26 protein-coding genes and 1 riboswitch are annotated in these 26,685 nt (G+C 61.0%); of the genes, 14 read left to right on the forward strand and 12 right to left on the reverse strand.

Annotated features, from left to right (window positions below; all coding sequences use genetic code 11):
* Window positions 1-52: 52 nt before the first annotated feature.
* Window positions 53-469 carry a malonate transporter subunit MadL gene (gene madL / locus ASD95_RS02300; protein WP_056726512.1) on the forward strand — a complete coding sequence of 139 codons (417 nt, stop codon included), beginning with the start codon at window positions 53-55 and terminating at the stop codon, window positions 467-469.
* 1 nt (window position 470) lies between these two features.
* On the forward strand, window positions 471-1,235 hold the full coding sequence (gene madM, locus ASD95_RS02305; protein WP_056726513.1) for a malonate transporter subunit MadM: 765 nt from the start codon (window positions 471-473) through the stop codon (window positions 1,233-1,235).
* 158 nt (window positions 1,236-1,393) lie between these two features.
* Here madM and ASD95_RS02310 read toward each other — a convergent pair whose 3' ends face one another.
* On the reverse strand, window positions 1,394-2,308 hold the full coding sequence (locus tag ASD95_RS02310) for a LysR family transcriptional regulator (RefSeq protein WP_046039288.1): 915 nt from the start codon (window positions 2,306-2,308) through the stop codon (window positions 1,394-1,396).
* 131 nt (window positions 2,309-2,439) lie between these two features.
* On the opposite strand from ASD95_RS02310, the gene trhA reads away from it, so the two are divergent.
* Window positions 2,440-3,057 (forward strand): PAQR family membrane homeostasis protein TrhA, encoded by a 618-nt coding sequence (gene trhA, locus ASD95_RS02315; RefSeq protein ID WP_007975433.1) that lies wholly within the window; start codon window positions 2,440-2,442, stop codon window positions 3,055-3,057.
* Here the strand turns inward: trhA and ASD95_RS02320 are convergent.
* Window positions 3,054-3,971, reverse strand: a complete 918-nt coding sequence (locus tag ASD95_RS02320; protein WP_056726514.1) for a LysR family transcriptional regulator — start codon at window positions 3,969-3,971, stop codon at window positions 3,054-3,056. The genes trhA and ASD95_RS02320 overlap by 4 nt on opposite strands.
* Window positions 3,972-4,080: 109 nt before the next feature.
* Here ASD95_RS02320 and ASD95_RS02325 point away from each other — a divergent pair, with 109 nt between their 5' ends.
* The 3 genes from ASD95_RS02325 to ASD95_RS02335 are packed head-to-tail and all read left to right on the forward strand — an operon-like array spanning window position 4,081 to window position 6,632.
* Complete coding sequence (locus tag ASD95_RS02325; protein ID WP_056726515.1) at window positions 4,081-5,322, forward strand: D-amino acid dehydrogenase; 1,242 nt, start codon at window positions 4,081-4,083, stop codon at window positions 5,320-5,322.
* Window positions 5,323-5,349: 27 nt separating this feature from the next.
* Complete coding sequence (locus tag ASD95_RS02330; protein WP_007975437.1) at window positions 5,350-5,700, forward strand: RidA family protein; 351 nt, start codon at window positions 5,350-5,352, stop codon at window positions 5,698-5,700.
* A 29-nt stretch (window positions 5,701-5,729) separates the two neighbouring features.
* A complete protein-coding gene (locus tag ASD95_RS02335) occupies window positions 5,730-6,632 on the forward strand; it encodes a transporter substrate-binding domain-containing protein (protein WP_056726516.1) in 903 nt (300 codons plus the stop codon).
* 81 nt (window positions 6,633-6,713) lie between these two features.
* On the opposite strand, the gene ASD95_RS02340 is transcribed toward ASD95_RS02335, so the two are convergent.
* Both ASD95_RS02340 and ASD95_RS02345 read right to left on the reverse strand, forming a co-directional pair.
* The gene (locus ASD95_RS02340) at window positions 6,714-7,433 is read right to left on the reverse strand and encodes a 16S rRNA (uracil(1498)-N(3))-methyltransferase (protein ID WP_056726517.1); all 720 of its coding nucleotides are present in this window, start codon (window positions 7,431-7,433) and stop codon (window positions 6,714-6,716) included.
* Between the two features lie 157 nt (window positions 7,434-7,590).
* Window positions 7,591-8,997, reverse strand: coding sequence for an adenosylmethionine--8-amino-7-oxononanoate transaminase (locus ASD95_RS02345; protein WP_056726518.1), 1,407 nt, complete (start codon window positions 8,995-8,997; stop codon window positions 7,591-7,593).
* Window positions 8,998-9,220: 223 nt separating this feature from the next.
* On the opposite strand from ASD95_RS02345, the gene ASD95_RS02350 reads away from it, so the two are divergent.
* The 3 genes from ASD95_RS02350 (at window position 9,221) to ASD95_RS02360 (ending at window position 12,408) form a co-directional block, all read left to right on the forward strand.
* Window positions 9,221-10,972 carry a flavin monoamine oxidase family protein gene (locus ASD95_RS02350; protein WP_056726519.1) on the forward strand — a complete coding sequence of 584 codons (1,752 nt, stop codon included), beginning with the start codon at window positions 9,221-9,223 and terminating at the stop codon, window positions 10,970-10,972.
* A gap of 264 nt (window positions 10,973-11,236) precedes the next feature.
* Window positions 11,237-11,788 carry a cytochrome b gene (locus ASD95_RS02355; protein ID WP_056726520.1) on the forward strand — a complete coding sequence of 184 codons (552 nt, stop codon included), beginning with the start codon at window positions 11,237-11,239 and terminating at the stop codon, window positions 11,786-11,788.
* A gap of 32 nt (window positions 11,789-11,820) precedes the next feature.
* Window positions 11,821-12,408: a YceI family protein gene (locus ASD95_RS02360; RefSeq protein ID WP_015097179.1), complete on the forward strand. Its 588-nt coding sequence runs from the start codon at window positions 11,821-11,823 to the stop codon at window positions 12,406-12,408.
* A 146-nt stretch (window positions 12,409-12,554) separates the two neighbouring features.
* Here ASD95_RS02360 and ASD95_RS02365 read toward each other — a convergent pair whose 3' ends face one another.
* The 4 genes from ASD95_RS02365 to ahcY all read right to left on the reverse strand — a co-directional run bounded on the left by ASD95_RS02365 (window position 12,555) and on the right by ahcY (window position 18,072).
* Entirely contained in the window at window positions 12,555-14,423 is a 1,869-nt protein-coding gene (locus tag ASD95_RS02365) for a DEAD/DEAH box helicase (RefSeq protein WP_056726521.1), read from the reverse strand.
* 222 nt (window positions 14,424-14,645) lie between these two features.
* A complete protein-coding gene (locus tag ASD95_RS02370) occupies window positions 14,646-15,464 on the reverse strand; it encodes a substrate-binding periplasmic protein (RefSeq protein WP_056726522.1) in 819 nt (272 codons plus the stop codon).
* Between the two features lie 192 nt (window positions 15,465-15,656).
* Complete coding sequence (gene metF / locus ASD95_RS02375; RefSeq protein WP_056726523.1) at window positions 15,657-16,502, reverse strand: methylenetetrahydrofolate reductase [NAD(P)H]; 846 nt, start codon at window positions 16,500-16,502, stop codon at window positions 15,657-15,659.
* A gap of 160 nt (window positions 16,503-16,662) precedes the next feature.
* The gene (gene ahcY, locus ASD95_RS02380) at window positions 16,663-18,072 is read right to left on the reverse strand and encodes an adenosylhomocysteinase (RefSeq protein ID WP_056726524.1); all 1,410 of its coding nucleotides are present in this window, start codon (window positions 18,070-18,072) and stop codon (window positions 16,663-16,665) included.
* 23 nt (window positions 18,073-18,095) lie between these two features.
* Window positions 18,096-18,198, reverse strand: a riboswitch (S-adenosyl-L-homocysteine riboswitch).
* A gap of 198 nt (window positions 18,199-18,396) precedes the next feature.
* On the opposite strand from ahcY, the gene ASD95_RS02385 reads away from it, so the two are divergent.
* Both ASD95_RS02385 and ASD95_RS02390 read left to right on the forward strand, forming a co-directional pair.
* Window positions 18,397-18,801: an acyl-CoA thioesterase gene (locus ASD95_RS02385; protein WP_056726525.1), complete on the forward strand. Its 405-nt coding sequence runs from the start codon at window positions 18,397-18,399 to the stop codon at window positions 18,799-18,801.
* A 172-nt stretch (window positions 18,802-18,973) separates the two neighbouring features.
* Window positions 18,974-19,870 (forward strand): formate/nitrite transporter family protein, encoded by an 897-nt coding sequence (locus tag ASD95_RS02390; protein WP_056726526.1) that lies wholly within the window; start codon window positions 18,974-18,976, stop codon window positions 19,868-19,870.
* Between the two features lie 3 nt (window positions 19,871-19,873).
* Here ASD95_RS02390 and ASD95_RS02395 read toward each other — a convergent pair whose 3' ends face one another.
* On the reverse strand, window positions 19,874-21,043 hold the full coding sequence (locus ASD95_RS02395; RefSeq protein ID WP_056726527.1) for an MFS transporter: 1,170 nt from the start codon (window positions 21,041-21,043) through the stop codon (window positions 19,874-19,876).
* A gap of 218 nt (window positions 21,044-21,261) precedes the next feature.
* On the opposite strand from ASD95_RS02395, the gene ASD95_RS02400 reads away from it, so the two are divergent.
* Together ASD95_RS02400 and ASD95_RS02405 are read left to right on the forward strand one after the other, a co-directional pair.
* Window positions 21,262-22,095, forward strand: coding sequence for an EamA family transporter (locus ASD95_RS02400; protein ID WP_056726528.1), 834 nt, complete (start codon window positions 21,262-21,264; stop codon window positions 22,093-22,095).
* Window positions 22,096-22,126: 31 nt separating this feature from the next.
* Complete coding sequence (locus tag ASD95_RS02405) at window positions 22,127-22,510, forward strand: MAPEG family protein (protein ID WP_056726529.1); 384 nt, start codon at window positions 22,127-22,129, stop codon at window positions 22,508-22,510.
* Window positions 22,511-22,600: 90 nt separating this feature from the next.
* Here ASD95_RS02405 and mltA read toward each other — a convergent pair whose 3' ends face one another.
* Window positions 22,601-23,773 carry a murein transglycosylase A gene (mltA, locus tag ASD95_RS02410; RefSeq protein ID WP_056726530.1) on the reverse strand — a complete coding sequence of 391 codons (1,173 nt, stop codon included), beginning with the start codon at window positions 23,771-23,773 and terminating at the stop codon, window positions 22,601-22,603.
* A gap of 128 nt (window positions 23,774-23,901) precedes the next feature.
* On the opposite strand from mltA, the gene ASD95_RS02415 reads away from it, so the two are divergent.
* A complete protein-coding gene (locus ASD95_RS02415; RefSeq protein ID WP_056726531.1) occupies window positions 23,902-24,351 on the forward strand; it encodes a c-type cytochrome in 450 nt (149 codons plus the stop codon).
* 66 nt (window positions 24,352-24,417) lie between these two features.
* Here ASD95_RS02415 and ASD95_RS02420 read toward each other — a convergent pair whose 3' ends face one another.
* Window positions 24,418-24,813, reverse strand: a complete 396-nt coding sequence (locus ASD95_RS02420; protein WP_056726532.1) for a DUF1090 domain-containing protein — start codon at window positions 24,811-24,813, stop codon at window positions 24,418-24,420.
* A 96-nt stretch (window positions 24,814-24,909) separates the two neighbouring features.
* Window positions 24,910-26,589 (reverse strand): NAD-dependent DNA ligase LigB, encoded by a 1,680-nt coding sequence (gene ligB, locus ASD95_RS02425; RefSeq protein ID WP_056726533.1) that lies wholly within the window; start codon window positions 26,587-26,589, stop codon window positions 24,910-24,912.
* Window positions 26,590-26,685: the final 96 nt, after the last annotated feature.

Here is a 26,685-nt window from a genome sequence, read left to right on the forward strand (position 1 = left end):
AGGCTTCGAACAACAAAAACAACATTCGAAATGCACTTTGAGGACTACAACAATGATTATTTACGGTGTGGCGCTGTTGGCGATCTGTACGCTGGCAGGGGTGATCATGGGTGACATGCTCGGTGTGTTGCTGGGAGTGAAGTCAAACGTCGGCGGAGTCGGGATCGCGATGATCCTGCTGATCTGCGCACGGTTGTGGATGCACAGGCGTGGCGGCATGACCAAGGATTGCGAGCTGGGCGTCGGCTTCTGGGGCGCCATGTATATCCCGGTGGTGGTGGCGATGGCCGCGCAACAAAACGTGGTCACGGCGCTGCATGGCGGTCCGGTGGCGGTGTTGGCGGCGATCGGTTCGGTGGTGATCTGCGGCTGCACCATTGCCCTGATCAGCCGGACCCACAAAGGCGAACCCTTGCCCGATGAACCGGTGGATGTAACACCGGTTGGCGCACCGGCAGGAGGTCGCTGATATGTGGGATCTCATCAAGAGCGGTCTGGAGCACAACGGTCTGGTCACCGCATTCGCCTTCGTCGGCGTGATCATGTGGGTGTCAGTGCTGATCTCCAAGCGCCTGACCTTCGGGCGTATCCACGGCTCGGCGATTGCCATCGTCATTGGCCTGGTACTGGCCTGGGTCGGCGGCACGATGACCGGCGGGCAAAAAGGCCTGGCGGACCTGACACTGTTTTCCGGTATCGGGCTGATGGGCGGCGCGATGCTGCGGGACTTCGCCATCGTCGCCACGGCATTCGAGGTGCAAGCCACCGAAGCGAAAAAGGCCGGGTTGATCGGTGTGATTGCGCTGCTGCTGGGCACCGTACTGCCGTTTATTGTCGGCGCGTGCATGGCCTGGGTCTTCGGTTACCGCGATGCGGTGAGCATGACCACCATCGGCGCCGGTGCGGTGACCTACATCGTCGGCCCGGTGACGGGAGCTGCGATTGGCGCCAGCTCCGATGTGGTGGCGCTGTCGATTGCCACGGGCCTGATCAAGGCAATCCTGGTGATGGTCGGCACACCGATGGCGGCGCGCTGGATGGGCCTGGATAACCCGCGCTCGGCGATGGTGTTCGGCGGGCTGGCCGGGACGGTCAGTGGCGTGACCGCCGGCTTGGCGGCGACGGATCGACGCCTGGTGCCTTATGGCGCGTTGACTGCGACCTTCCACACCGGGCTTGGCTGCTTGTTGGGGCCTTCGTTGTTGTACTTCATTGTTCGCGGGATTGTTGGGTAGTCCAGTGACTGCTGTTTGTGGCGTGGGAGCTTGCTCCCGCTGGGCTGCGTAGCAGCCCTGAAATCTACCACCGAGATGAGTCAGGTAAATCCGGTGGCCTGATTTTGCGGGCGCTTCGCACCCGAACGGGAGCAAGCTCCCTCGCCACAAGGGCTCCGTCAGACCTGCCGATTGGCATACATCCGACACTCCGCCAGCAACGCCAGCAGATTCGGATCACGCTCCTTGGCCTTCAGGAACACCACGCCAATGTGCTGCTGCAACCGGTACTTTTCCTGCAACGGGATCAGCTTCACCCGGTTCTCGTACACCGCCGCAATCCGCCCCGGCAGCAACGCATAACCCACACCTGAACTGACCATGCTCAGCAGGGTGAAGATGTCGTTGACCTGCATCGCCACCTTCGGCTCGAACCCTGCCTGCTCGAATACCCGCTTGCCGTCCTGATGGGTGGCGAAGCCTTGGGTCAGGGTGATGAAAGTTTCGTCGCGGACCTCGGCCAGGTCGACTTCGGTGCGCTGGGCAAACTTGGAATCGGCGGGTGTGGCGAGGAAAATATCGTCGGAAAACAGCGGGATCTGCTCGCAATCCGGATCGTTGACACTCTCGTCCAGGGACACCAGGGCCGCATCGACTTCCATGTTCTTGAGCTTGTAGAGCAGGTCGATGTTGGAACCCAGAATCAGGTCGATGTTGAGCTCGCTGCGGCGGATCTTCAAACCCATGATCAGCTGTGGCACGGTCTTCACCGTCAGTGAGTACAGCGAGCCGAGTTTGAAACGCTCGGCCGAGAATCCGGCGGCTTCGCGGGTCAGGCGCACGCTTTCGACGACATCCTGAATCAGCTTCTGCGCTCGCTCTTCCAGCACATATGCGCTTTCCAGCGGCGTCAGGCTGCGGCCTTCGTGCTTGAACAAAGGACAGCGCAGGGCGCTTTCCAGGGAATGGATCGCCCGATGCACGCTGACGTTGCTGGTCTGCAACTCGGCCGCGGCCCGCGCCAGGTTGCCGGTGCGCATGAAGGCCAGGAACACCTCGAGTTTTTTAAGGGTCAACTCTTCATCGATCAGCATGGGGCGGACTCTTTTTGGAATGACTCGATTGTGCCCAATTACGCCGGGCCCGTCGTACAGAAACATTGCGCTTTTACGCTGCAAGCCTGAGCCTTGCGCTCTGCGGCAATGAAATTCGAGGTGAGCAACGTATGTATCACGGGGAAAGACTGAACGCCTGGACGCATCTGGCCGGGGCCGTGGCGGCGTTTATCGGCGGGGTGTGGCTGATTGTGCTGGCCAGTCTCGACGGCAGCCCGTGGAAGATCGTCAGCATGGCGATCTACGCCTTTACCTTACTGGTGCTCTACAGCGCATCGACCGTGTACCACAGCGTGCGCGGGCGCAAGAAAGCGATCATGCAGAAGGTCGATCACTTTTCGATCTACCTGTTGATCGCCGGCAGCTACACGCCGTTTTGCCTGGTGACCCTGCGCGGGCCGTGGGGCTGGACGTTGTTCGGGATTGTCTGGGGACTGGCGCTGATCGGCATCCTGCAGGAGATCAAGCCACGTTCGGAAGCGCGGATTCTGTCGATCGTGATTTATGCGGTGATGGGCTGGATTGTGTTGGTGGCGGTCAAGCCGCTGCTCGCGGCGCTGGGCGGCGCCGGGTTTGCGTGGCTGGCATCAGGCGGGGTGCTGTACACCGTCGGGATTATCTTTTTTGCCCTCGATCATCGCCTGCGCCATGCCCACGGGATCTGGCATCTATTCGTGATCGCCGGGAGCTTGCTGCACTTTGTGGCGATTTTCTTTTATGTCCTTTAAGGCTGTACCGGGACCAGGCGATCCAGCTGCTCCCGGGCTCGACGGCTGAATACCTGCAACAGATCGTTCAAGGTGTGGGGCGGCGGTTCGGCGGCGCGGGTCACTGCGTACAGGGTGATGGGTAACGGCGGTGCCAGGGGGCGGATCGTTGTGGTGGCGGGAGAGGCGCCAAGGGCGGTGAACGGATCGATCACCGCCAGGCCCGCGCCGGACTCCACCATCGCCCGTGCCAGTGAGTAGGTTTGTACGGCGATGCGTACCCTAGGCGGCGGTTCGACCGCTTCCAGGTAACTGTCGAGTCGCGCGGCCAGCGGATCGGCGCTGGATAAACCGATCAGCGGCGCATCCGCCAGCGCCAGCAGAGGCAACGGTTTACCCACCTCTTCCTGGGGCCAGTAACCAATCGGAGCCAGCGCCACCAGCACGCCGGACGCCAGCGCCTGGGCCTTGAGCCCCGGGTGATCCGGACGTTGCAGGGTCAGGGCGACATCCACTTCGCGCATCAACAGGTTCTGCACCAGTTCGCGACTGTGGGCGCTGGAGAGTTCGCAAGCGATGTCCGGGTAACGCCCGGTCCATTCGTGAATGGCCGGCGGCAGCAATGACAGGGCCAGCGCCGGAGTGGCACCGATGCGCAGGCTGTGGCCCGGTTCGCGGCGCAGGCTCTGCGCCAGGCGTCGCACGCCTTGCAGGCTTTCGCTGACCTTGTCCACTTCGCGCTCCAGTTCCAGCGCTTCCGGCGTCGCCTGCAACTTGCCGCGTACCCGCAGGAACAGCGGAAAACCCAATTGTTGCTCGGCGTGCTGCAACACCTTGCTCACCGCCGGTTGCGAGACGTGCAGCAATTGCGCGGCAGCGCTGATCGAACCGGTCTGGCGGATGGCCTGGAAAATCTCGATATGGCGAAGACGCATGGCAAGTCCATAACCTTTGTTTATGGGTTTGCCATCTTTATGCATTGTTCAGCGTCTGTCACCTGGCTCTAACCTTGGCCTCGTCTTCACAACAGTTTTAAGGACGGACATGGCTCAGCGTGTGTGCATCATCGGTGGCGGTGTGATTGGCCTGGCAACGGCCTACGCGCTGGTGCGCGACGGCTTTGAGGTGACGGTGGTCGAGGCCCGGGACTCGCTGGGCAGCGAAACCAGCTTCGCCAACGGCGGCCAGTTGTCCTATCGCTATGTCGCGCCCCTGGCCGACGCCGGTGTGCCATTGCAAGCCATCGGCTGGATGCTGCGCGGCGATTCACCGCTGAAGCTACGCCCGCGCTTCGACCTGGCCCAGTGGCGCTGGATGGCGTCGTTCCTCGGCGCTTGCCGTCGCTCGGTCAACCGCGAGAACGCCGCGCACTTGCTGCGCCTGGCACTGTTCAGCCAGGACACATTGAAGTCTTGGCGCGAGGATGATGGACTGGCGGGATTTCAGTGGCGGCGCAACGGCAAACTGGTGACTTTCCGCCAGAGCAGCAGCTTCGAGCATGCGCGCCTGGGCCTGGCTGACCCGCAGCACCAGCAGGTGTTGTCGCCTGCCGAATGCGCGCACCTTGAACCGGCGCTGATCGATGCGCCCTTTGTCGGCGCGATCTACACCCCGGACGAAGAGGTCGGCGACTGCCACGGTTTTTGCCAGCAACTGGCCGCCCGGCTGCAAGCGTCCGGCCGTTGCGAATTTCGTCTCGGACAAGCAGTGACCGGCATCCGCCACAGCAACGGCGGCGTCAACGCCATCGAACTGGGTGAGCTAGTGCTGCCGGTCGATCAACTGGTGATCGCCGCCGGTCACCGCAGTCCGCTGTTGGCGCTTCCCGGGCTGCAACTGCCGCTTTATCCGCTCAAGGGCTACAGCCTGACCGTGCCGATCGACGCCGGTCACCGGGCGCCGGACGTGAGCATCACTGACTACGACCGCAAGATCGTTTACGCCCGCATCGGCCAGCAATTGCGAGTGGCGGCGATGGTCGACATCGTCGGTTTCGACCCTGCCCTGGACCCCAAGCGCCTGGCGCTGATCAAGCGTCAGGCCCATGACACCTTTCCCAATGCCGGCGCCTATGACGAAGCCATTGAGTGGGCCGGCATGCGTCCGGCCACCCCCAGCGGTGTACCGTTGCTGGGCGCGACGGCGTATCGCAACCTGTGGCTCAACCTCGGCCACGGCGCGCTGGGTTTCACCCTGGCCTGCGGCAGCGGGCGCTTGCTCAGCGAGCTGATCGGCGAGCGCCGGCCGTCCATTGACCTTCAGGGTTTCAGCCACCGGGCCGCCTGAATACTGATTTTTGAAGAGGGCACTGCAATGACCATTACCCGACTGCACAGCAACCCGCGCCTGTCTGGCGCCGTGACCTTTGGCGACCTGGTGTTTCTCTCCGGGCAGGTGCCGGGCGATGCCCGGGATGCCAGCGGTCAGACCCGCGAAGTGCTGGCGAAAATCGATACCTTGCTGGCCGAGGCGGGCAGCGACAAGGATCATCTGCTCAGTGCGACCATTTACCTGAAGAACATCACCGAGGATTTTGCCGCGATGAACGAGGTCTGGTCGGCCTGGCTATCGCCGGGACAGGCACCGAGCCGCACCACCGTGCAGGCCGAACTGGCCCGACCGCAGGTGCTGGTGGAAATCACCGTCATCGCTGCGCGCGTCTGATAAACCAACACCCACAACGGAGAATAACAATGCAAAAAATCACGTTGCTCGCTTGTACGCTTGGCCTGTTGCTCGGCAGTCAGGTCCGGGCCAATGAAGCGCCGCTGACCGGCACCCTGAGCAAAATCGCCAGCGCCAACAGCATTACCCTGGGCTATCGCGATGCTTCGGTGCCGTTTTCCTACGTGGGTGATCACAGCGGCAAGCCGATGGGTTACTCGGTGGATCTGGCGGGCAAGATCGTCGAGCGCATCCAGCAGCAACTGGCGCTGCCGGACTTGAAGGTGAAGTACAACCTGGTGACCTCGCAGACCCGCATTCCACTGGTGCAGAACGGCACCGTGGACCTGGAGTGCGGCTCCACCGGCGTGACCGCCGAACGGCAGAAGCAGGTGGCGTTCTCCTATGGCTTCATCTACGTCAAAGGCCAGTTGCTGACCGCGAAGGACAGCGGGATCAAGAGCTTCGCCGATCTGCGTGGCAAGAACGTGGTGACCACCGCCGGTACTACCAACGAGCGCTTCCTGAAAAGCTACAACGTCGATCACAAGATCGACATGTTCGTGATCAGCGCCAAGGACCACGGCGAAGCCTTCCAGATGCTGCAATCGGGCCGGGCGGTGGCGTTCTACATGGACGACGCGCTGCTCTACGGTGAGCGCGCCAAGGCCAATGACCCGCACAAGTGGGTGGTGGTCGGGGAGGAGCAATCTCGGGAGATCTACAGTTGCATGGTGCGCAAGGACGATCCGCAGTTCCTGGCGCTGGTCAACGGCGCGTTGGCGGATCTGTACAGCTCGGGCGAGATCAATGGCATCTACAAGCGCTGGTTCGAGCAGCCGATCCCGCCGAAGGGGTTGAACCTTGAGTTCCCGATGACCAGCGAACTCAAGGCAATCATTGCCAAACCGGTGAGTGATCCGGTGCAGTAAATGCAAAAGATCGCAGCCTGCGGCAGCTCCTACAATTGGATGGCGTACATCCTGTAGGAGCTGCCGCAGGCTGCGATCTTTTTAGAAATCACCCCAAAGCTGCTGGGCCACCGCCAGTGCAACAACCGGCGCGGTTTCGGTGCGCAGCACCCGTGGACCGAGGCGGGCGGCGTGGAAGCCGCTGGCCTTGGCCTGATCGACTTCGGCATCGGACAAACCACCCTCCGGACCGATCAGGAATGCCAGACTTGAAGGTTTGGCATGGCTCACCATCGGCTCCGCCACCGGATGCAGCACCAGCTTCAATTCGGCTTCGGTCTGCTTCAACCAGTCAACCAGCAACAGCGGCGGATGAATCACCGGTACTCGCGAGCGTCCGCACTGTTCGCATGCGCTGATCGCCACCTGGCGCCAGTGCAGCAGGCGTTTGTCGGCGCGCTCGTCCTTGAGCCGGACTTCGCAGCGTTCGGTGAAGATCGGGGTGATTTCGGTGACGCCCAGCTCCGTGGCCTTCTGGATCGCCCAGTCCATGCGCTCGCCCCGGGACAGGCCCTGGCCGAGATGGATCTGCAGCGGCGATTCGATCTGCCCGGCGAAGCTTTCATCGATCTGTACCACGACACGCTTTTTGCCGACGTCGACCAGCCTGGCGCGAAACTCCTGGCCCGAACCGTCGAACAACTGCAACGCATCGCCCTCGGCCATGCGCAGCACGCGGCTGATGTAATGGGCCTGGGCTTCGGGCAACTCGTGCTCGCCGATGCTCAGGGGGGCGTCGATAAAGAAGCGGGACAGTCTCATGCGGGGTCTCTGTAATTCATGTATAGGTCTTATGGGCGTCTTCGCGAGCAAGTCGGATCGCCGCACCGCCGCTCCCACAGGGGATTGCGGTCAACTGTGGGAGCGGGCTTGCTCGCGAAAGCTTCAGCCCTGACACCACAGAAACTCAGGAAACAAATCAGCCCGGATCACGGAACCCAGGATGGAAGTCCTTCGGCACCGCCACGCTGACGCTGTCACGGGTCGCAATGTCGATCCCTTCGCTGGCCACTTCGGCAAGGAAGTCGATCTGCTCCGGGGTAATCACATAGGGCGGCAGGAAATACACCACGCTACCCAGCGGCCGCAGTAAAGCACCGCGCTCCAGGGCATGCTGGAACACCTTCAGGCCGCGACGTTCCTGCCATGGGTAAGCTTCCTTGGTGGCCTTGTCCTTGACCATCTCGATGGCCAGTACCATGCCGGTCTGGCGCACTTCGGATACGTTCGGGTGATCGACCAGGTGCGCCGTCGACGAAGCCATGCGCTGGGCCAGGGCCTTGTTGTTCTCGATGACGTTGTCTTCTTCGAAAATATCCAGGGTCGCCAGGGCCGCCGCGCACGCCAGCGGGTTGCCGGTGTAGCTGTGGGAGTGCAGGAAGGCGCGCAGGGTCGGGTAGTCGTCGTAGAACGCGCTGTAGACGTCGTCTGTGGTCATGCATGCCGCCAGCGGCAGATAGCCGCCTGTCAGGGCCTTGGACAGGCACAGGAAATCAGGGCGGATGCCGGCCTGTTCGCAGGCGAACATCGTCCCGGTGCGGCCGAAGCCGACGGCGATTTCGTCGTGGATCAGGTGCACGCCGTAACGGTCGCAGGCCTCTCGCAGCAGCTTGAGGTATACCGGGTGGTACATGCGCATGCCACCAGCGCCCTGGATCAGCGGCTCGACGATCACCGCCGCGACCGTGTCGTGGTTTTCGGCCAGGGTCTGCTCCATGGCGGCGAACATGTTGCGCGAGTGTTCTTCCCAGCTCATGCCTTGGGGGCGCAGGTAGCAGTCCGGGCTTGGTACCTTGATGGTGTCCATCAACAGCGCTTTGTAGGTCTCGGTGAACAGCGGTACGTCGCCCACCGACATCGCCGCCATGGTTTCGCCGTGGTAGCTGTTGGTCAGTGTGACGAAGCGCTTCTTGTTCGGCTGGCCGCGATTGAGCCAGTAGTGAAAGCTCATTTTCAGTGCGACTTCGATGCAGGACGAGCCATTATCGGCGTAGAAGCACCGGGTCAGGCCTTCCGGTGTCATCTTCACCAGGCGCTCGGACAACTCGATCACCGGTTGATGGCTGAAGCCGGCAAGAATCACATGTTCGAGCTGGTCGACCTGGTCCTTGATGCGTTGGTTGATCCGCGGGTTGGCGTGGCCGAACACATTGACCCACCAGGAGCTGACCGCATCGAGGTAGCGCTTGCCTTCGAAGTCTTCCAGCCACACGCCTTCCCCGCGCTTGATCGGGATCAGCGGCAGTTGTTCGTGATCTTTCATCTGGGTGCAGGGATGCCACAGCACGGCGAGGTCGCGTTGCATCCACTGATTATTCAGGCCCATTTTCACTCTCCTGGAGGCGGTCCGTGACCAGCGCGGACAAACAATCGCGCAAGCCTATGCAATGCGTGCCACGGGGACAACCCATTGTGTCGAATGAGCTACTTTGTACAGGCCGATAGACGTTGCTGGCGGGCGTCTGAAGGCTGACGTATCCTTCGCCGTTCTTGAGCCGTCTGGCTCGCAAAAACTGCTGTTTTCCTCGTGTGATTCCGGAGTTCGCTGAATGTCTGTCGGTTGGCTGCGCGCCTGTGCGCTGGTGATGTTGGGGCTGTTCAGCGTGTCTGCGCTGGCCAAGGATAAAACCGCGATCGTGATCGGCGGCGGCCTGTCGGGCCTGACTGCCGCGTACGAACTGCAGAACAAGGGCTGGCAGGTCATCTTGCTGGAAGCCAAGTCGAGCCTGGGCGGTCGCTCCGGCATGGCCACCAGCGAGTGGATCGGCAACGACAAGGTCCAGCCGGTGCTGAACAAGTACGTCTCGACCTTCAAGCTGAGCACCACGCCGGCCCCTGAGTTCGTGCGGACCCCAGGCTACCTGATCGATGGCGAGTATTTCTCCGCCGCCGACCTGGCGACCAAACAGCCGGCCACCGCCGAGGCGCTCAAGCGCTTTGACAAGACCGTGGACGATCTGGCCCGCTCGATCGACGACCCGCAGAACCCGGCCGCCAACAATACGCTGTACGCGCTGGACCAGATCAACGTGTCGAGCTGGCTCGACAAGCAGAACCTGCCGGCCACCGCCCGCCAGTTGATCAACCAGCAAATCCGTACCCGCTACGACGAACCTTCGCGCTTGTCGCTGCTGTACTTCGCGCAACAGAGCCGCGTCTATCGTGGCGTCTCCGATCGTGACCTGCGAGCTTCGCGCCTGGTCGGTGGCAGCCCGGTGCTGGCCCAGGCCTTCGTCAAGCAGCTGAAAACCATCAAGACCAGCTCCCCGGTCTCGTCGATCATTCAGGACAAGGACGGCGTGACCGTCAAAGTCGACAACGTCGGCTATCAGGCGGACTACGTGGTACTGGCCGTGCCACTGCGCGCCCTGAACAAGATCCAGATGACCCCGGCGCTTGACGCCCAGCACCTGGCGGCGATCAAGGGCACCAACTACGGTTGGCGCGACCAGATCATGCTCAAGTTCAAGACGCCGGTGTGGGAAAGCAAGGCGCGCATGTCCGGCGAGATCTACAGCAACGCCGGCCTGGGGATGTTGTGGGTCGAGCCTGCCCTGAAGGGTGGCGCCAACGTGGTGATCAACCTGTCCGGCGACAACGCGCGGGTGATGCAGGCATTCGGCGACAAGCAGATGGTCGACCAGGTGTTGATCCGCCTGCACGCGTTCTATCCACAGGCGCGTGGTTCGTTCACCGGTTATGAAATCCGTCGCTACAGCACCGACCCGTCCACCGGCGGCGCCTACCTGGCCTTCGGTCCGGGCCAGATCAGCAAGTTCTGGCGCCTGTGGGAACGCCCGATTCAGCGCGTAGCCTTCGCTGGTGAACACACCGATACCCTGTACCCGGGCACCCTGGAAGGCGCGCTGCGTACCGGTCAGCGTGCAGCCAGTCAGGTTGAAGACCTGGCGGCGGGCAAGTCGTTCGAACCGGCGAAAGTGGGTCCGGCTGCCGCAGCGGCGGGCGCTGGTGCGGTGGTGGCGAAGAAAGGCAATTTCTTCAGCAACCTGTTCGGCGGCTCCGACGACGAGAAGAAGCCGGAGCCGGTCAAGGCGCCAGAGCCGGTAGCGCCGGCAACTCCGGCACCTGCTCCGGTACCGGTTGTTGCACCGGCTCCGGTCGAAGCACCGAAGCCAGTAACCCCGGCAAAAGCCGAGCCGGTCAAAAAGGCTCCGGCGAAACCGGCTGCCAAGACCGAAGCGAAAAAAGCCCCGGCCAAGGCACCGGTAAAGAAGGCCGAGCCAGTGAAGAAGCCAGTGGCTAAACCCGCGGCGACTCCGACAACGGATGCCAAGGCGTAGTCAGCCCTGGGATAAAAAAACGCGGCGCAAATGCCGCGTTTTTTTATGCCCGGAGAAATCTGGGCACACAATCGAATAAACCTTTGGCAGGAAGTGTTATTGAGTTGGGCTACATTTTTGTACACACATTGGCCTTTAATCTTTTCTTAACTCATCTGTTTCAGACTCTTGATCGTATTTCTCGATATTTCAAAGCAAAATTTTCCGCTTTAATTCGATAGATAACTCGATAGTCTTGGGCCAGCACTTACAGGGATCTAGGCAATGCAGCTACGTAACTCTACCTCCCGCTACGGCTGGGTCAGCATCGTCATTCACTGGGTGGTGGCACTGGCGGTCTTCGGTCTGTTCGCGCTTGGGTTGTGGATGGTCGGGCTCGATTACTACAGCACCTGGCGCAAAGACGCGCCGGACCTGCACAAGAGCATCGGCCTGGTTTTGCTGGGTGTGATGCTGCTGCGGGTGTTTTGGCGCTTCATCAGCCCGCCGCCACCGACCTTGTCCAGCTACAGCCGCATGACGCGCCTCGGCGCCAGGTTCGGCCATGGATTTCTCTATCTCAGTCTGTTTGCCGTGTTGATTGCCGGTTACCTGATTTCCACCGCAGAAGGTGTCGGTATCCCGGTATTTGGCTTGTTTGAAGTCCCGGCGCTGATATCCGGACTGCCGGACCAGGCAGATACCGCTGGCGTGATTCACCTCTATCTGGCGTGGGTGCTGGTAATTTTTTCCGGCCTCCATGCGTTGGCAGCATTGAAGCACCACTTTATCGACCGTGATGTGACCCTCAAGCGAATGCTGGGTCGCAAAGCCTGAAGTTCAACCTCGACTCCAAAGGAAAACAAAGCATGTTGAAAAAGACTCTGGCCGCCCTGGCAATCGGTTCGGCCCTGTTGTCCGCCGGTAACGTAATGGCCGCTGACTATGTGGTCGACAAAGAAGGCCAGCACGCCTTCGTTGACTTCAAGATCAGCCACCTGGGCTACAGCTTCATCACCGGTACTTTCAAGGACATCGACGGCAAGTTCAGCTTCGACGCTGCCAAGCCTGAAGACAGCAAGATCGAGTTCAACGTGAACACCGCCAGTGTGTTCACCAACAACGCCGAGCGTGACAAGCACATCGCCAGCAAAGACTTCCTGAACGCCAGCAAAGCCACGTTTGTGTCCACCAGCGTCAAACCCACCGGCAAAAACGCCGCTGGCAAGGACACTGCTGACGTGGCTGGTGACCTGACGATCCTCGGTGTAACCAAGCCAATCGTGGTCAAGGCCACGTTCCTGGGCGAAGGCAAGGATCCATGGGGCGGCTACCGTGCAGGCTTTGAGGGTACTTTCAGCCTCAAGCGTTCCGATTTCGGCAAGCAGAAAGACCTGGGCCCATCGTCCGATGCGGTTGAGATGTACGTGACCTTTGAAGGTGTAAAAGCGAAGTAATGCTGAGACCGTAGGAGCTGGCGCAGGCTGCGATCTTTTCAGAATCAAAAGATCGCAGGCTTCGCCAGCTCCTGTAAAAGCAATTCGCGGCACAAACAAAAATGCCCTGATCGCGAGATCAGGGCATTTTTTATTTCAGCGATAACTCAGCGATTGCGGGTCAGCAACGCTGGTTTTTCACCACGAGGACGGCTTGGCAGTTGATCGAGTTGCTCAGGTGTCGGGAAGCGGTCAGCCTTCGACTCCTTGTGCATGATCTTCGGCGCGGGACCGCGCGGGTTCTGTACGGCAGGCTCCGAACGCGGCTGGTCGTCACGGGCCGGGCGGCGATTGCGCGAGTCTTCGCGGCGGGCCTGGCCGTCGCGCGGTGCGCCACTGCGAGGACCGCTACGCTTGGCCGGTGGGGTGCCAGTGCTGGCGCCATCGCTGTTGCGTGGGCCGTTCTGGCGACCTTGTGGCTTGCCGGAACGTGGAGCGCCCGAACCTGCCGCGGTGCCCTGTGCCGGAGCGCCCGGACGGCGACCACGGCCTTGAGCCGGCTTTTGCTGTGGCACGTAGTCGACGCGGTTACCGAAGTTATCCACATCGTCGTCCAGGAACTCGTCCGGGGCACGGTCAGCGGCGGCACGAGGAGGCTGCGACGGACGCTGTTCGCGAGCCGGAGTGCCTTCACGTGGTTTTTGCTGACGGGCCGGGCGCTCACCGCGTTCGCCGGCCGGTTTTTCCTTGCCCTTGTCCTTGCCTTTGTCCTTGCGACCACCGCCGCCACCGCTGCCATTCGGACCGTCGCCGCGCGGGCCACGTGGATTGCGTGGGTTACGCATGTCCGGACGCTCGCGCACTTCAGGCTTTTCCGCCTCGATGGTGCTGGCATCGAAGCCCATCAGGTCGCCGTCGGCGATTTTCTGCCTGGTCATGCGTTCGATGCTTTTCAGCAGTTTTTCTTCGTCCGGGGCTACCAGCGAAATCGCCTCGCCCGAACGGCCGGCACGGCCGGTACGACCGATACGGTGCACGTAGTCTTCATCGACGTTCGGCAGCTCGAAGTTGACCACGTGTGGCAACTGGTCGATGTCCAGGCCGCGAGCGGCGATGTCGGTGGCGACCAGGATGCGCACGGTGCCGGCCTTGAAGTCGGCCAGGGCTTTGGTGCGGGCGTTCTGGCTCTTGTTGCCGTGGATCGCGACGGCGCTCAGGCCGTGCTTGTCCAGGTACTCGGCCAGGCGGTTGGCGCCGTGCTTGGTGCGGGTGAACACCAACACTTGTTCCCAGGCGCCAGCGGTGATCAGGTGCGCCAGCAGCGAACGTTTGTGGCTGGCCGGCAGGCGGAACACGCGCTGTTCGATGCGCTCGACCGTGGTGTTCGGCGGCGTGACTTCGATGCGTTCCGGATTGTGCAGCAGCTTGCCGGCGAGGTCGGTGATGTCCTTGGAGAAGGTCGCCGAGAACAGCAGGTTCTGGCGTTTGGCCGGCAGACGGGCCAGGACCTTCTTCACGTCATGGACGAAGCCCATGTCGAGCATGCGGTCGGCTTCGTCCAGCACGAGGATTTCCACGTGGGACAGATCGACGCTGCCTTGGCCGGCGAGGTCGAGCAGGCGGCCAGGGCAGGCCACCAGCACGTCTACGCCACGGGACATGGCCTGAACCTGCGGGTTCATGCCGACACCGCCGAAAATGCAGGCGCTGACGAACTTCAGGTCACGGGCATAGACCTTGAAGCTTTCATGCACTTGGGCTGCGAGTTCGCGAGTCGGGGTCAGGACCAGTACGCGCGGTTGGCGCGGGCCGTGACGCTGGGATTTGTCCGGGTGACCGTTGGGGAACAACCGCTCCAGAATCGGAAGGGCGAAACCGCCGGTTTTACCAGTACCTGTCTGTGCCGCGACCATCAGGTCGCGACCTTGCAACACGGCGGGAATGGCCCGCTGTTGCACCGGAGTAGGCTCGGTATAGCCCGCTGCCTCGATGGCGCGGACTAAAGCCTCGGAGAGACCGAGGGAAGCAAAGGACATGAGTAATCCTGTTCTAGTTAGGGCTTGGCCCAATGGGAGTCTTGCCTGGCGCGAATCGCGTTTAAGAGGACGCAATCCCGTCCGGTCCTGCTGGGTCTCGAAGGCTCGTCTGCAAGCGCTCGCGCGGGCTGAAAGCTGCGCAGTAGCGGGGTTGAGATGCCTTTAACGATTCCGAGCGTCCGGGCGTGAGCCTGGCGGGAAGGCCGGAGTATAACAGAGCAATCACTGCGCGCCGCTTTCCTGCTGCTCAACGGTTTTTTCCGTGGCAACCGTGGCCTTTTCAGTCTTCACGCTGGCTGCCGGTTCCGCGCCGTAGCGGGCACTCAGTTCAGCGTAGGCGGGCTCACGTTTGAAACGCTTGAGTTCGGCGCCGAAACGCTGCACCAGCAGATCCATGCCCGCATTGCGCCGTACCGCGAGAAACTGGCTTTGCTGGCTGATGATCGTGGGGTTTTCGGTGATCTTGTCGCGGATGCCCAGTTCGTCGAGCAAATGCTGACCGACCCGGCGGTCGGTGATCAGCAGGTCAATCCGCCCGCGCACCAGTTTGCCGAAGTTGGCTTCATGGGTAGGGGCCGGCTCGCGGGTGAACAACGTCGAATCGCTGAAATCCTTGCTGTAAAGGTAACCCGGCGAGGTGCCAATGGTCAGGCCTTGCAAGTCATCGAGGGTGCGAAACGGATGGGGCCGTTCATTGGCGTAGAACATCACGAACTGGACTTCAGACAGGGGTTCGCTGGGGTAGAGCAGGGTCGCTTCGCGTTCTTCGCTGTGAAAGATGTCCAGCGCGCCGTCGGCCTGGCCTGTCTCCAGCATCGACAGGCAGCGTTTCCATGGCAGGAACTGCCACTCCACTTCGATGCCCAGGCGCTTGAAGACAATGGCGGTGGTTTCGTAGTCCAGGCCCAGGGATTTGCCGTTGTTGTCTTCGTATACGTAGGGCGCCCAGGGTTCCGTGACAATGCGCAGCTTCTCGCCCCGGGCGGTGAGGCTCAGGCAAGTGAAGACAAGCACGGCGATTAGCTGCGTGATCAAAGGCATGGGCTGAGATTACGACGAGAAACCGGAAAGAGCCAGAAACTGACCGCAGATGCTCTAACTCCGTGGATTGCCGCACATTAATAGTGCGTTGAAAGCAAAAGATCGCAGCCTGCGGCAGCTCCTACAGGGAATACACATTTCTCTGTAGGAGCTGCCGCAGGCTGCGATCTTTTAATCGTGCTTTAACGACTTTTAACGCGGCAACTTCAGGTTGTTCCACACCGCCAGGCTCGCTTCAGCCTGGTTCAGGGTGTAGAAGTGCAGCCCTGGAGCGCCACCCTGCAGCAGTTGTTCGCACATCTCGGTGATGACCTGTTCGCCAAAGCGTTGAATGCTCTGGGTGTCGTCGCCGTAGGCTTCCAGTTGCTTGCGGATCCAGCGCGGGATTTCCGCACCGCAGGCATCGGAGAAGCGCGCCAGCTTGCTGTAGTTGGTGATCGGCATGATGCCCGGCACGATCGGGATGTTCACGCCCAGTGCCCGCACGCGTTCCACGAAGTAGAAGTAGCAGTCGGCGTTGAAGAAGTACTGGGTGATCGCACTGTCGGCGCCAGCCTTGGCCTTGCGCACGAAGTTGGCAACATCGTCTTCGAAATTGCGCGCTTGCGGATGCATTTCCGGGTAAGCGGCGACTTCGATGTGGAAATGATCACCGGTTTCTTCACGAATGAATTCAACCAGGTCATTGGCGTGGCGCATTTCACCGCTGGCCATGCCCATGCCCGAAGGCAGGTCACCGCGCAGGGCGACGATACGCTTGATGCCGGCGGCCTTGTACTGGGCCAGCAGGCCACGCAGGTCAGCTTTGCTATCGCCCACGCAGGACAGGTGCGGAGCGGCAGGGATTTTGACTTCGCTTTCGAGCTGCAACACGGTGTTCAGCGTGCGATCACGGGTCGAACCGCCGGCGCCGTAGGTGCAGGAGAAGAAATCGGGGTTGTAGGCGGCCAGCTGGCGAGCAGTGGCCAGCAGCTTTTCTTGCCCAGCATCGGTCTTCGTAGGGAAGAACTCGAAGCTGTAGCGACGATCTTGGGACATGGGAATACCCTTGAAAACGCGTAAGCCTGTGAGGCTTGCACATCCCATGTGGGAGCGGGCTTGCTCGCGAAAGCAGTGGGTCAGTCGACATTAATGTTGAATGATAAATCGCTTTCGCGGGCAAGCCCGCTCCCACAGGGAGAGCAGGCAGCAGATCCGATCAGTAGCGGTAAGCGTGCGGCTTGAACGGGCCTTCGACGGTCACGCCGATGTAGTCGGCCTGGGTCTTGGTCAGTTGAGTCACAACACCGCCGAAGCCGCGAACCATTTCCAGGGCCACTTCTTCGTCGAGTTTCTTCGGCAGTACTTCAACGGTCAGGCGCTCGGCTTTCTGGGCTGGCGACAGGTCGGCGTACTTCTGGCCGAACAGGAAGATCTGCGCCAGAACCTGGTTGGCGAACGAACCGTCCATGATGCGGCTCGGGTGGCCGGTTGCGTTACCCAGGTTAACCAGACGGCCTTCGGCCAGCAGGATCAGGTAGTCGTCGTTCTGCGGGTCGAAATCGCCAGCGCCGGTACGGTGGATCTTGTGAACCTGCGGCTTCACTTCTTCCCATGCCCAGTTCTTGCGCATGAAAGCGGTGTCGATTTCGTTGTCGAAATGGCCGATGTTGCAGACAACAGCGCGCTTCTTCAGGGCTTTGAGCATGTTTGCATCGCAAACATTGACGTTACCGGTGGTGGTCACGATCAGGTCGATCTTGCCCAGCAGTGCCTTGTCGATGCTTGCTTCAGTACCGGTGTTGATACCGTCGATGAACGGCGAAACCAGTTCGAAACCGTCCATGCAGGCTTGCATGGCGCAGATCGGGTCGACTTCGGAGACTTTGACGATCATGCCTTCCTGACGCAGGGACTGGGCCGAACCCTTGCCCACGTCGCCGTAGCCGATGACCAGCGCTTGCTTGCCGGACAGCAGGTGGTCGGTGCCGCGCTTGATCGCATCGTTCAGGCTGTGACGGCAGCCGTACTTGTTGTCGTTCTTGCTCTTGGTCACCGAGTCGTTGACGTTGATGGCCGGGATTTTCAGCTCGCCCTTGGCCAGCATGTCCAGCAGGCGGTGAACGCCGGTGGTGGTTTCTTCGGTCACGCCGTGGACGCGGTCCAGAACGGCTGGGTACTTCTTGTGCAGCAGTTCGGTCAGGTCGCCGCCGTCGTCGAGGATCATGTTGGCATCCCAAGGCGCGCCATCTTTCAGGATGGTTTGCTCCAGGCACCATTCGTACTCTTGTTCAGTCTCGCCTTTCCAGGCGAAAACCGGGATGCCGGCAGCGGCGATGGAAGCGGCGGCCTGATCCTGAGTCGAGAAAATGTTGCAGGACGACCAGCGCACTTCGGCACCCAGGGCAACCAGGGTTTCGATCAGCACGGCAGTCTGAATGGTCATGTGGATGCAGCCGAGGATCTTCGCGCCCTTGAGCGGTTGCTCTTCGGAGTACTTGCGACGCAGACCCATCAGGGCCGGCATTTCGGATTCGGCGATGATGGTTTCGCGACGGCCCCAGGCAGCCAGGGACATGTCGGCGACTTTGTAGTCGGTAAAATCTGCAGGCGTGATAACAGCGCTCATGAAGAGCCTCCATTCGTAATGTATGCGAATGGGCGCCGTTGTGCGTTTAGTGTCCAGCCACTGAAGGCCAGGCAACGCCCCATCCGAGCCTGACAGGTCGAACCTGCTGCAGCGCCCCTCGGACAGGTGGCGGGAAAACGGTATCAAGTAGAGGTTACCGTTTTGAAACGGTGGCGATTATAGCGGGCTATGCCGATCTTCCAAAGCGTTTCTGTCGGTCAATGTCCGAACGGTAATCGAGACCATAGACGACGCTCAATAGAGCTCTAGGTCGGGCTCTGCCATGATGGTCAGCATCATTCGGCAAGACGCTCAGGAGTGAACATGAATTTCCACACCCGCAAATGGGTAAAACCCGAAGACCTCAACCCCAACGGCACGCTGTTCGGCGGCAGCCTTCTGCGCTGGATCGACGAAGAGGCGGCGATCTACGCCATCGTCCAGTTGGGCAACCAGCGTGTGGTCACCAAGTACATCTCCGAAATCAACTTCGTCAGCGCCTCGCGCCAGGGCGACATCATCGAGTTGGGCATTACCGCTACCGAGTTCGGTCGCACCTCGATCACCCTGACGTGCGAAGTACGCAACAAGATCACCCGCAAGAGCATTCTCACCGTTGAAAAAATGGTGTTCGTGAACCTCGGTGAAGACGGCTTGCCGGCACCTCACGGCCGGACCGAGATCAAGTACGTCAAGGACCAGTTCAAGGATGATGACGTCGGCTCGTAATACGAGCCCCGTAGGAGCTGCCGCAGGCTGCGATCTTTTGATCTTGATTTTAAGCAGTCAGTGATGACGCCAGGATCCAAGTCAAAAGATCGCAACCTTCGGCAGCTCCTACCGAACGTAACTTGATCGGCGCGTGTCGTAGCTAAATAGCCCGCCACCGGTTGCGCATCCCATGAACTCGGCACAAGACGGCAAGACCCCGAACCTTTCGGCGCAAGAAGAGCACGAAGTCGAAAAGAGCCAGCCGCCCCGCGCCGCGGTGCTGCACGAGATCATCCGTACCCAGGGCGATCAGGAACTGGAGCGCAGCATTGCGGCGTTGTGGTGGTCGGCGCTGGCGGCGGGGTTGACCATGGGCCTGTCGCTGATGGGCATGGGGTTGCTCAATTCGCGTCTGCCGGATGGCGAAGGGTTCAAGGTGATCGCGAGTTTTGGTTATTGCGCCGGTTTTCTCGCGGTGATCCTGGCCCGCCAGCAGCTGTTCACCGAAAATACCCTGACCGCCGTGCTGCCGGTGATGACCAAGCCGACGCTGGCCAACTTCGGCCGGCTGCTACGGCTGTGGACGGTGGTGCTGGCCGGCAACCTCTGTGGCACCTTGCTGGTGGCGTACGTGATGCTGGAACTGCCGATTTTCGACAGCAAGACCGATGTCGCCTTCCTCGATATCGGCCGCAAGGTCATGGAAAACCACGCCAGCCAGATGTTCGCCAAGGGCATCATTTCCGGATGGATGATCGCCACCATGGTCTGGATGATCCCGTCCATGGAGAGTGCCAAGATGTGGATCATCATCCTCATCACCTACCTCATGGCGCTGGGGGATTTCACCCACATCGTGGTCGGTTCGCTGGAGGTTTCGTATCTGGTGTTTGCCGGCGAGTTGCCGTGGAGTGATTTCTGGCTGGTGTTCGCCGGGCCGACGCTGGCGGGGAACATCATCGGTGGCAGTTTTATTTTCGCGCTGATCAGCCATGCGCAGATTCGCAGCGAAAGCGGGCCGCCGAAAAAAACAGCGGATCAGAGCGAGGCGCCCGATCCGCAGCAGATCAAAAAACCATCAAGGTGATGTTCAGCCCACCACGTCGAGTGCAGCCGCACCGCGGCGCTGGCGATAGATGAAGAACAGTGCAGTCACCACAGTCAGCCCGCTGACCAGCGCGCCGGTCCAGGGCAGGTCTGCCAGGTCGGCGCCGCTGGCCACCACCAGCCCGCCGATCCAGGCGCCGGCCGCGTTGCCCAGGTTGAAGGCGCTCTGGTTCAGGGTCGAACCCAGGTTCGGTGCTTCGTGGGCCTGGTCGATGATCAGCAGTTGCAGGATCGGGCACAGGGCGAAGGCAAATGTCCCCCACAACACCAGCGTGATCGCCGCCGGGATCACCGAATGGCTGGTTTGCGTGAAGGCCGCCAACACCACCAGAACCGCCAGCGCCATGCCCACCAGAGAAGGCAGCAAGCGGCTGTCCGCCAGACGACCACCGAGCATGCTGCCGGCGGTCAAGCCAACACCGAACAACAACAGCATGATGGTGACGCCGTGGGGGCTGACACCGGTGATGTCCTGCAGGATTGGCGCAATGTAGGTGAACACACTGAACAGGCTGGTCGAGGCCAGCACGCTCATACCCAGGGCCAGCAGCACGTTGGCCTTGCCCAGCACCTTGAACTCGCTGGCCAGGTTGGCTTTATCCATCGCGATGTTTTTCGGCAGCCAGACCCATTGCGCAATCGCCGCCAGAACCCCGATCACCGACACCGCCCAGAAGGTCGAGCGCCAGCCGGCGTATTGCCCGAGTGCGGTGCCCAGTGGCACGCCGAGCACGTTGGCCAGGGTCAGGCCGGTGAACATCATGGCAATCGCCTGAGCCCGTTTGTTGGGGGCCACCAGTCCGGCAGCCACCACCGAACCGATGCCGAAAAATGCGCCGTGGCACAGTGCTGTGATCACGCGTGCGGCCATCAGCGTGGCGTAGTTCGGCGCCAGTGCACAGAGCATGTTGCCGAGGATGAACATCAGCGTCATGCCCAACAGCGTGGCCTTGCGGGGCATGTTGGCGGTGCCGACCGCGAGGATCGGCGCACCGAACACCACGCCCAGGGCGTAGCCGGTGATCAGCAATCCGGCATCGGGAATACTCACGCTGAGGTCGCGGGCGACATCGGGCAAAAGACCCATGATGACGAATTCAGTGGTGCCGATGCCGAAGGCGGCAACAGCGAGGGCAAGCAAAGCGAGTGGCATGCGCAAGGTCTCTGTCGGTAGTCTTGACGCTGTGATCAGGCATACGCAGGCCGACGACCGTTCTCGATGAGAGCGGGCCGGGCAGAATTTTTTTTGGAATTAGTCTGTGCGCAACTGAGTGCGGCGTGGTCGCTTGCAGTATAAACAGACACTGAAATATGGCGAATCAATTCTCTGCACCCCAACAAGGATCGTGGAGACAACAAAAGGAGTGGGTCGTGCTTGCGACTGCGTTGGTGTTGGTGGCGGCGCTGTTGCATGCGGCGTGGAATACCCTGATCAAGTTCAGTGCCGAGCGACTGTTGGTAGTGGCCTGCATGGACAGCGTGGCGCTGCTCTTTGTCGTGCTGATGTTGCCGTTCCTGAGTGTGCCGCCGCTGGAGATCTGGCCGTGGATCCTGGCATCGGCGGCGTTCGAGTTGCTCTATCGCTATTTGCTGATCCAGGCCTATCGGGTCGGCGACCTCGGGCTGGTCTATCCATTGATGCGCGGCCTCTCGCCGTTGGTGGTGCTGGCGCTGACGCTGATCTTTGCCGGGGAAGTGCTGACCCATCAGCAGATTTTCGGCATCCTGCTGATTCCGTTCGGCATGTTGTGCCTGCTCTGGCAGGGCGGCGGCGGAGCGCGTTTGCCGTGGTCAATGTTGCCGGTGGTGGCACTGATCGGCCTGTGCATCGGTTGCTACACCTACATTGACGGGCAGGCATTGCGGCGCTGGTCCCATCCACTGGATTACCTGGTCTGGGTCACCTTGCTCAGTGCCTGGCCTTTTCCGCTGTTGGCATTGGTGCGCAAACGGCCTGCGTTCATGTTGTTCTGGCGCGAGCAGTGGCGACTGGGCCTGGCCGTCGGGTTCTGCGTGTTGTTCAGCTACGCTCTGGTGCTGTGGGCGATGCAATTGGGATCGATTGCAGAGGCAGCGGCGTTGCGCGAGATCAGCGTAATCCTGGTGGTACTGTTTGGCATGCGTTACCTCAAAGAACCTTTTGGCGGGCCGCGCCTCTTAGCCTGTGGGCTGGTGCTGATCGGTATATTGATCATGAAATTTTGACTGTTCTGAAACGTGAAGAAGGGACTGCTTTATGACGGTTGCTCTGTGGTGCATTTTGATTGCGATCTTCCTGCCATATCTGTGCACGGGTGTCGCGAAGGTCAGTGGCGGGTACAGACTGAAAGACAATCATGATCCACGAGGGTTTCTCGATTCCCTGGAGGGGTTGGGCAAGCGGGCGAATGCGGCGCAGCTGAACAGTTTTGAAGTGACGCCAGCGTTCGCAGCCGCGGTGATCGTGGCGCACCTGGCGGGCAACGCCGAATTGGTGACAATCAATGTGTTGTCGGTGTTGTTCATCACCAGTCGTCTGCTCTACATCATTTTCTATCTGACGGACCTGGCGACGCTGCGGTCGTTGATGTGGTTGGTGGGGATGGGGTTGATCGTGAGTTTCTTTGTGGCGTCGGTTTAAAGGCAAGATCAAAGGATTGCAGGCTTCGCCAGCTCCTACCGGGTGTCGAATGTGCCTGTAGGAGCTGGCGAAGCCTGCGATCTTTTGACGTTAAAGTTTGTCCGCCACCTGCGGCACTTGCGGTAGCACTGCACCTTTGGGCCAGAGCATCCAGATCTGTCCCTGCTGTTTCATGTCCCCGGCCAGTTGCCCGGCCGCATCGCCGGTACCCCAGAACAGATCTGCCCGAACCTCGCCGGCAATGGCGCCGCCAGTGTCCTGCGCTGCCACGGGGCGAACCAGGGCCGTGCCGTCCGGTTTTGTAGTGGACAGCCACAACAGACTGCCCAGCGGAATCACCTTGCGATCCACCGCCGCGCTGTAGCCGGCGGTCAACGGTACGTTCAGCGAGCCGCGCGGACCTTCATTGCTGTCCGGGTTTCGGGTGAAGAACACGTAGCTGGGGTTGCTGCCGAGCAGTTCGGGAATGCGCGAAGGATTGGCCTTGGCCCAGGTGCTGATGGCGCCCATGGTCACGTCTTCTTTTTTCAACTCGCCCTGTTCCACCAGCCAGCGGCCGATCGGTCGATACGGATGGCCGTTCTGATCGGCGTAAGCGATGCGCAGCTGGCGACCATTGTCGAGCTGGATACGACCCGACCCCTGGATTTGCAGGAACTGCAGGTTCATCGGGTCGGTCAGCCAGGCCACAACCGGCGCCTTGACCCCTTTGCTCTCGATGGTTGCCGCATCGTCGTACGGCTTGAGCACGCGACCTTCGAGTCGCCCGCGCAGGCGCTTGCCCTTGAGTTCCGGGTAAATGCTGTCGAGGGCGACGATGATCATGTCTTCGGGGACGCCATAGACCGGGACATTGGCAGCGCCGGTCTGGGTCAGGCTCCCGGGATAGACCGGTTCGTAGTAGCCGGTGATCAGGCCGTTGGGGTTGTCGTTGGCGGCGCGCAGGCCATAGACATCGAGGTTCTGCTTGAGAAAACCGCGAATGTCGCTGGCGGTTTGCGGCACGTTGGCAGCCGCGGCGCAGGTGCCACCCCAGACCGGGTCCGCCTTGAGTCGGGTGCAGGCGCTGCGCCAGGAACCGAAACCGGCGACCAGATCGCTGTCGGACACCGCCGGCAGTGCTTCCCATGTGGCGCTGGAGTAGGTGGCAAGGGCGTGGGTTTTCGGTTGTTGTTTGTCGCCACCGGTGCAGCCTGCGAGCAGGGCCACCATCGGCAGGGTCCAGGCCAGGCTGTGACGCCATGCCTTGAAACGGCTGTTCATGGAGTGATTCCTTTGCCGGTTGCCTGAGCGCTCCATGTGCTCAAGCAACCCTTGTTGATAATAGGGCTATTGGTCTTTGCCGATGACGCGAGGATACTGGCCGCCGTTTCCCGTGACCTGAAGCCACCATGACTCTTAAAAGACTTTCTGTTGTATTGCTGGCCTGCCTGACGCTGTCCGCTTGTGGCGGTATCGACCCCAACTCGCCGCTCGGCCAGCGCAAGGCCATTTTCAAGCAGATGCTCAAAACTGGCGAAGACCTGGGCGGCATGTTGCGTGGACGCATTGCGTTCGATGGTCCTAAGTTCGCCGAAGGCGCGGTGAAGCTCGATGCGTTGTCCCGTGAGCCGTGGCAGCATTTTCCGCAAGTGCGCGAAGAGGATCACACCAGCGCCAAGAGCGATGTCTGGGAGCAACAGACACGTTTTCAGGCAATGGCCCGTGACCTTGAAGGCGCCACCGGTGAATTGGTGATTGCCAGCCAAGTCCAGCCCTACAAGGCTAGCAACCTGGGGCCGGCGGTGCAGAAAGTCGAAGATGCTTGCAGTGCTTGTCATAAGGCGTTTCGGGATCATTGATTGGTGTTGCTCGGTCCGACGAAGGCTGCTTCGGCAATACCAAAGCTCTTTGTTCGTTATCCGTTCTTACTTATCCAGCTCATCCAATGCGTTCTGCAATTCCTTGCGGGCATCGGCGAGTTTGTCTTTGCGCTTGTTGATCTTGTCGGGGTCGCCTTTGCTCATGGCCTTGTCGAGGTCCGCCTGACGCTTGCTGACTTCGTGCTTGGCGTCGAGCACCTTGTTTTCCCGTTCCTTCTTCAGCGAGGCGTCGGTGCAGTTGGCTTCGACTTCGCTCAGGGCCTTTTCCAGCCCGGCCTGCTGATCGGCATTGCCGTGGACCTTGGCCAATTCGATCTGGTTGACGATACCTTGCTTCTTGGCGGCGCAACCGGTCAGCCCCGGCGCTTCCTCGTCCGCCATCAACGGGGTGGCCAGCACGCTGCAAAGGGTCAACAGGGCGAGCGGTGAAAGAAGTTTCATAAAAGCTCCATGTAGGAAAGCAAGCAGACCGGTGTGGCAATGGCTTGTTGGAGCCCAGCGGTCTCCTGGGGTTCCCGGTGGGCGCAGGGCCGACCGCTAAAAGCCGTCAATCCCCGCATCACGTAACGTTTCACTCAAGGCCAGAACCTGCGGATCGCGGAAAAAAGCGTTCAGTTGCGCTGCGCGCCCTGGCCCGATATCGGCCGCGGCCCGCCATTGTTCGATGTCGCGCCGGGCCAGTGCCTGCCATGAGTCGCCGAGAGGCGCCTGGCCTGTCGGCGGTAATCCCAAGGCTTTGAGCCAGTGTATAAACGGGCGTTGCCGGGCCTGGCTGAAGCTGTCCGCAAGGCGAAGCGCACTGCGCTCGCCGAAACCGTCAATGGTAGCAAGCTCTTGGGCATCGAGGGTCAACCAATCCAGCAGACTGTTCAGGCGACCTGTTGCAAGAAGTTTTTCCCAAGTCCCCGGACCCACATTGGGCAGCGCCAGGCCCTGTTTGCTGCTGAGCCAGGTCAGGCGCGCGAGGAACTGGCTCTCGCAGCCTGGAGTCGGTTGCCAGCAACTCAATGAATGAAAGTCCTCTGCCAGGGGGGCGTTCAATTCGGCGCGCTCGCTGCTGCGCAATACAACGCTATCGAGCCTGGGAATGGTCAGCCCGGCCAGGCTGATGGCAACCTGATCACCCGGGCGGATATCCAGCGTCTGCCAGCGTTGCAACGAACCGACGCTGACGTGTTTGATCTGCCGGTCATCGAGCTTCACCGGGGTCAGTTCAAGTACCGGAGTGATCCGCCCGGTCCGGCCGATTTTGAAGTGAACCTGGCGGACTTCGGCCAGTGCCTTGGCGAAGGGGTATTTCCAGGCAATGGCCCAGTAGGGTGACCTGGTCTGCCAGCGTTCGGCGGCTGGGCGCTGGTTTTGACGCAGGACCACACCGTCGCTGGCAAAGGGCAGGGGGGAGCTATACCAGTGTTCGCGCCAGCGTTCGGCATCGATGACTGAAGTAACTGGCTGGCTGTATGCCGTGGTATTCGGGAAGCCCAGCGCAGTCAGCGCCGCGGCACGCTCGGGCACGCTCGCCGGCCCTTGGGGCCAGTCCCAGACAAACAAGTCGATGTTGGCGGCCTGTTCGGCGCTCAAGACCTTGCGCGCCATCAGGCCGGCCACCGAGCCGCGGGCATTGAGGCTGCCGGCCCGGGCCTGCACATGATCGGTCAGGCGCCAATACAGTTCGCCTTGCACGATCAAGTCCCGGGCCTGCGATAGCCGTTGCGGGATGGCCGGAATCAGCCGCGCAGGAACCGTCCAGTCCTGACCGCTCTGGCCGTCACCACGACTGATTGCCTGGGCCAGCAGGCCGTTGCGGTAAACCAGGGTCACCGCCACACCATCGATTTTAGGCTGGACCCAGACGTCCACCCGGTCACGCAGCCATTTTTCCACGGCGGGCCGATCGTGCAGCTTGTCCAGGCCGGTGTGGACGATGGGGTGGGGCAAGGTGCCGCGCGCGGTGCGCAAGGGGTCTGCGGACGGGCTCAGGTTGAAGCAGTGGCGCCATTGGGTGAGTCGCGCGCGGGACTGGTCGTAGAGTTCATCGGCGACCAGTGAACGTCCCAGGCGGTGATAGCTGTCGTCCCAGAGGTCGATTTGCTGTTGCAGTTTGTCGACTTCGTTCCGGGCGCGTTCGGGTGGCCAGGCCGGGCACTCGGCGGCGCTGGCGGTCAGATAGGTAAAGGTCAGTAGAACGGCGAAAAACAGGCGCAGGTCGGGAAGCATCTTGAGCGTCCTTGCTCGGTGAGGTGAGTGAAGGCTAGGTCAGTATGGGGTGGCGCGCAGAGGGGTGTTTTTGCCGGGTATTTCCAGTGGCTGTGC

Origin of the sequence: Pseudomonas sp. Root71 (assembly GCF_001429045.1) — a bacterium.
Classification (GTDB): domain Bacteria; phylum Pseudomonadota; class Gammaproteobacteria; order Pseudomonadales; family Pseudomonadaceae; genus Aquipseudomonas; species Aquipseudomonas monachiensis.

Excerpts from the sequence above, each read along its gene's own strand:
- ASD95_RS02345 (WP_056726518.1), bottom strand. The coding sequence starts at position 8,997 with ATGGGCCTGAATAATCAGTGGATGCAACGCGACCTCGCCGTGCTGTGG.
- ASD95_RS02415 (WP_056726531.1), top strand. The coding sequence starts at position 23,902 with ATGACTCTTAAAAGACTTTCTGTTGTATTGCTGGCCTGCCTGACGCTG.
- madL (WP_056726512.1), top strand. The coding sequence starts at position 53 with ATGATTATTTACGGTGTGGCGCTGTTGGCGATCTGTACGCTGGCAGGG.
- ASD95_RS02405 (WP_056726529.1), top strand. The coding sequence starts at position 22,127 with ATGACGGTTGCTCTGTGGTGCATTTTGATTGCGATCTTCCTGCCATAT.
- ASD95_RS02330 (WP_007975437.1), top strand. The coding sequence starts at position 5,350 with ATGACCATTACCCGACTGCACAGCAACCCGCGCCTGTCTGGCGCCGTG.
- ASD95_RS02420 (WP_056726532.1), bottom strand. The coding sequence starts at position 24,813 with ATGAAACTTCTTTCACCGCTCGCCCTGTTGACCCTTTGCAGCGTGCTG.
- metF (WP_056726523.1), bottom strand. The coding sequence starts at position 16,502 with ATGTCCCAAGATCGTCGCTACAGCTTCGAGTTCTTCCCTACGAAGACC.
- ASD95_RS02355 (WP_056726520.1), top strand. The coding sequence starts at position 11,237 with ATGCAGCTACGTAACTCTACCTCCCGCTACGGCTGGGTCAGCATCGTC.
- ASD95_RS02370 (WP_056726522.1), bottom strand. The coding sequence starts at position 15,464 with ATGCCTTTGATCACGCAGCTAATCGCCGTGCTTGTCTTCACTTGCCTG.
- ASD95_RS02350 (WP_056726519.1), top strand. The coding sequence starts at position 9,221 with ATGTCTGTCGGTTGGCTGCGCGCCTGTGCGCTGGTGATGTTGGGGCTG.
- ASD95_RS02360 (WP_015097179.1), top strand. The coding sequence starts at position 11,821 with ATGTTGAAAAAGACTCTGGCCGCCCTGGCAATCGGTTCGGCCCTGTTG.
- ASD95_RS02325 (WP_056726515.1), top strand. The coding sequence starts at position 4,081 with ATGGCTCAGCGTGTGTGCATCATCGGTGGCGGTGTGATTGGCCTGGCA.
- ASD95_RS02385 (WP_056726525.1), top strand. The coding sequence starts at position 18,397 with ATGAATTTCCACACCCGCAAATGGGTAAAACCCGAAGACCTCAACCCC.
- ASD95_RS02340 (WP_056726517.1), bottom strand. The coding sequence starts at position 7,433 with ATGAGACTGTCCCGCTTCTTTATCGACGCCCCCCTGAGCATCGGCGAG.
- ASD95_RS02310 (WP_046039288.1), bottom strand. The coding sequence starts at position 2,308 with ATGCTGATCGATGAAGAGTTGACCCTTAAAAAACTCGAGGTGTTCCTG.
- ASD95_RS02390 (WP_056726526.1), top strand. The coding sequence starts at position 18,974 with ATGAACTCGGCACAAGACGGCAAGACCCCGAACCTTTCGGCGCAAGAA.
- ASD95_RS02395 (WP_056726527.1), bottom strand. The coding sequence starts at position 21,043 with ATGCCACTCGCTTTGCTTGCCCTCGCTGTTGCCGCCTTCGGCATCGGC.
- ASD95_RS02320 (WP_056726514.1), bottom strand. The coding sequence starts at position 3,971 with ATGCGTCTTCGCCATATCGAGATTTTCCAGGCCATCCGCCAGACCGGT.
- ASD95_RS02365 (WP_056726521.1), bottom strand. The coding sequence starts at position 14,423 with ATGTCCTTTGCTTCCCTCGGTCTCTCCGAGGCTTTAGTCCGCGCCATC.
- mltA (WP_056726530.1), bottom strand. The coding sequence starts at position 23,773 with ATGAACAGCCGTTTCAAGGCATGGCGTCACAGCCTGGCCTGGACCCTG.
- ahcY (WP_056726524.1), bottom strand. The coding sequence starts at position 18,072 with ATGAGCGCTGTTATCACGCCTGCAGATTTTACCGACTACAAAGTCGCC.
- ASD95_RS02335 (WP_056726516.1), top strand. The coding sequence starts at position 5,730 with ATGCAAAAAATCACGTTGCTCGCTTGTACGCTTGGCCTGTTGCTCGGC.
- madM (WP_056726513.1), top strand. The coding sequence starts at position 471 with ATGTGGGATCTCATCAAGAGCGGTCTGGAGCACAACGGTCTGGTCACC.
- ligB (WP_056726533.1), bottom strand. The coding sequence starts at position 26,589 with ATGCTTCCCGACCTGCGCCTGTTTTTCGCCGTTCTACTGACCTTTACC.
- trhA (WP_007975433.1), top strand. The coding sequence starts at position 2,440 with ATGTATCACGGGGAAAGACTGAACGCCTGGACGCATCTGGCCGGGGCC.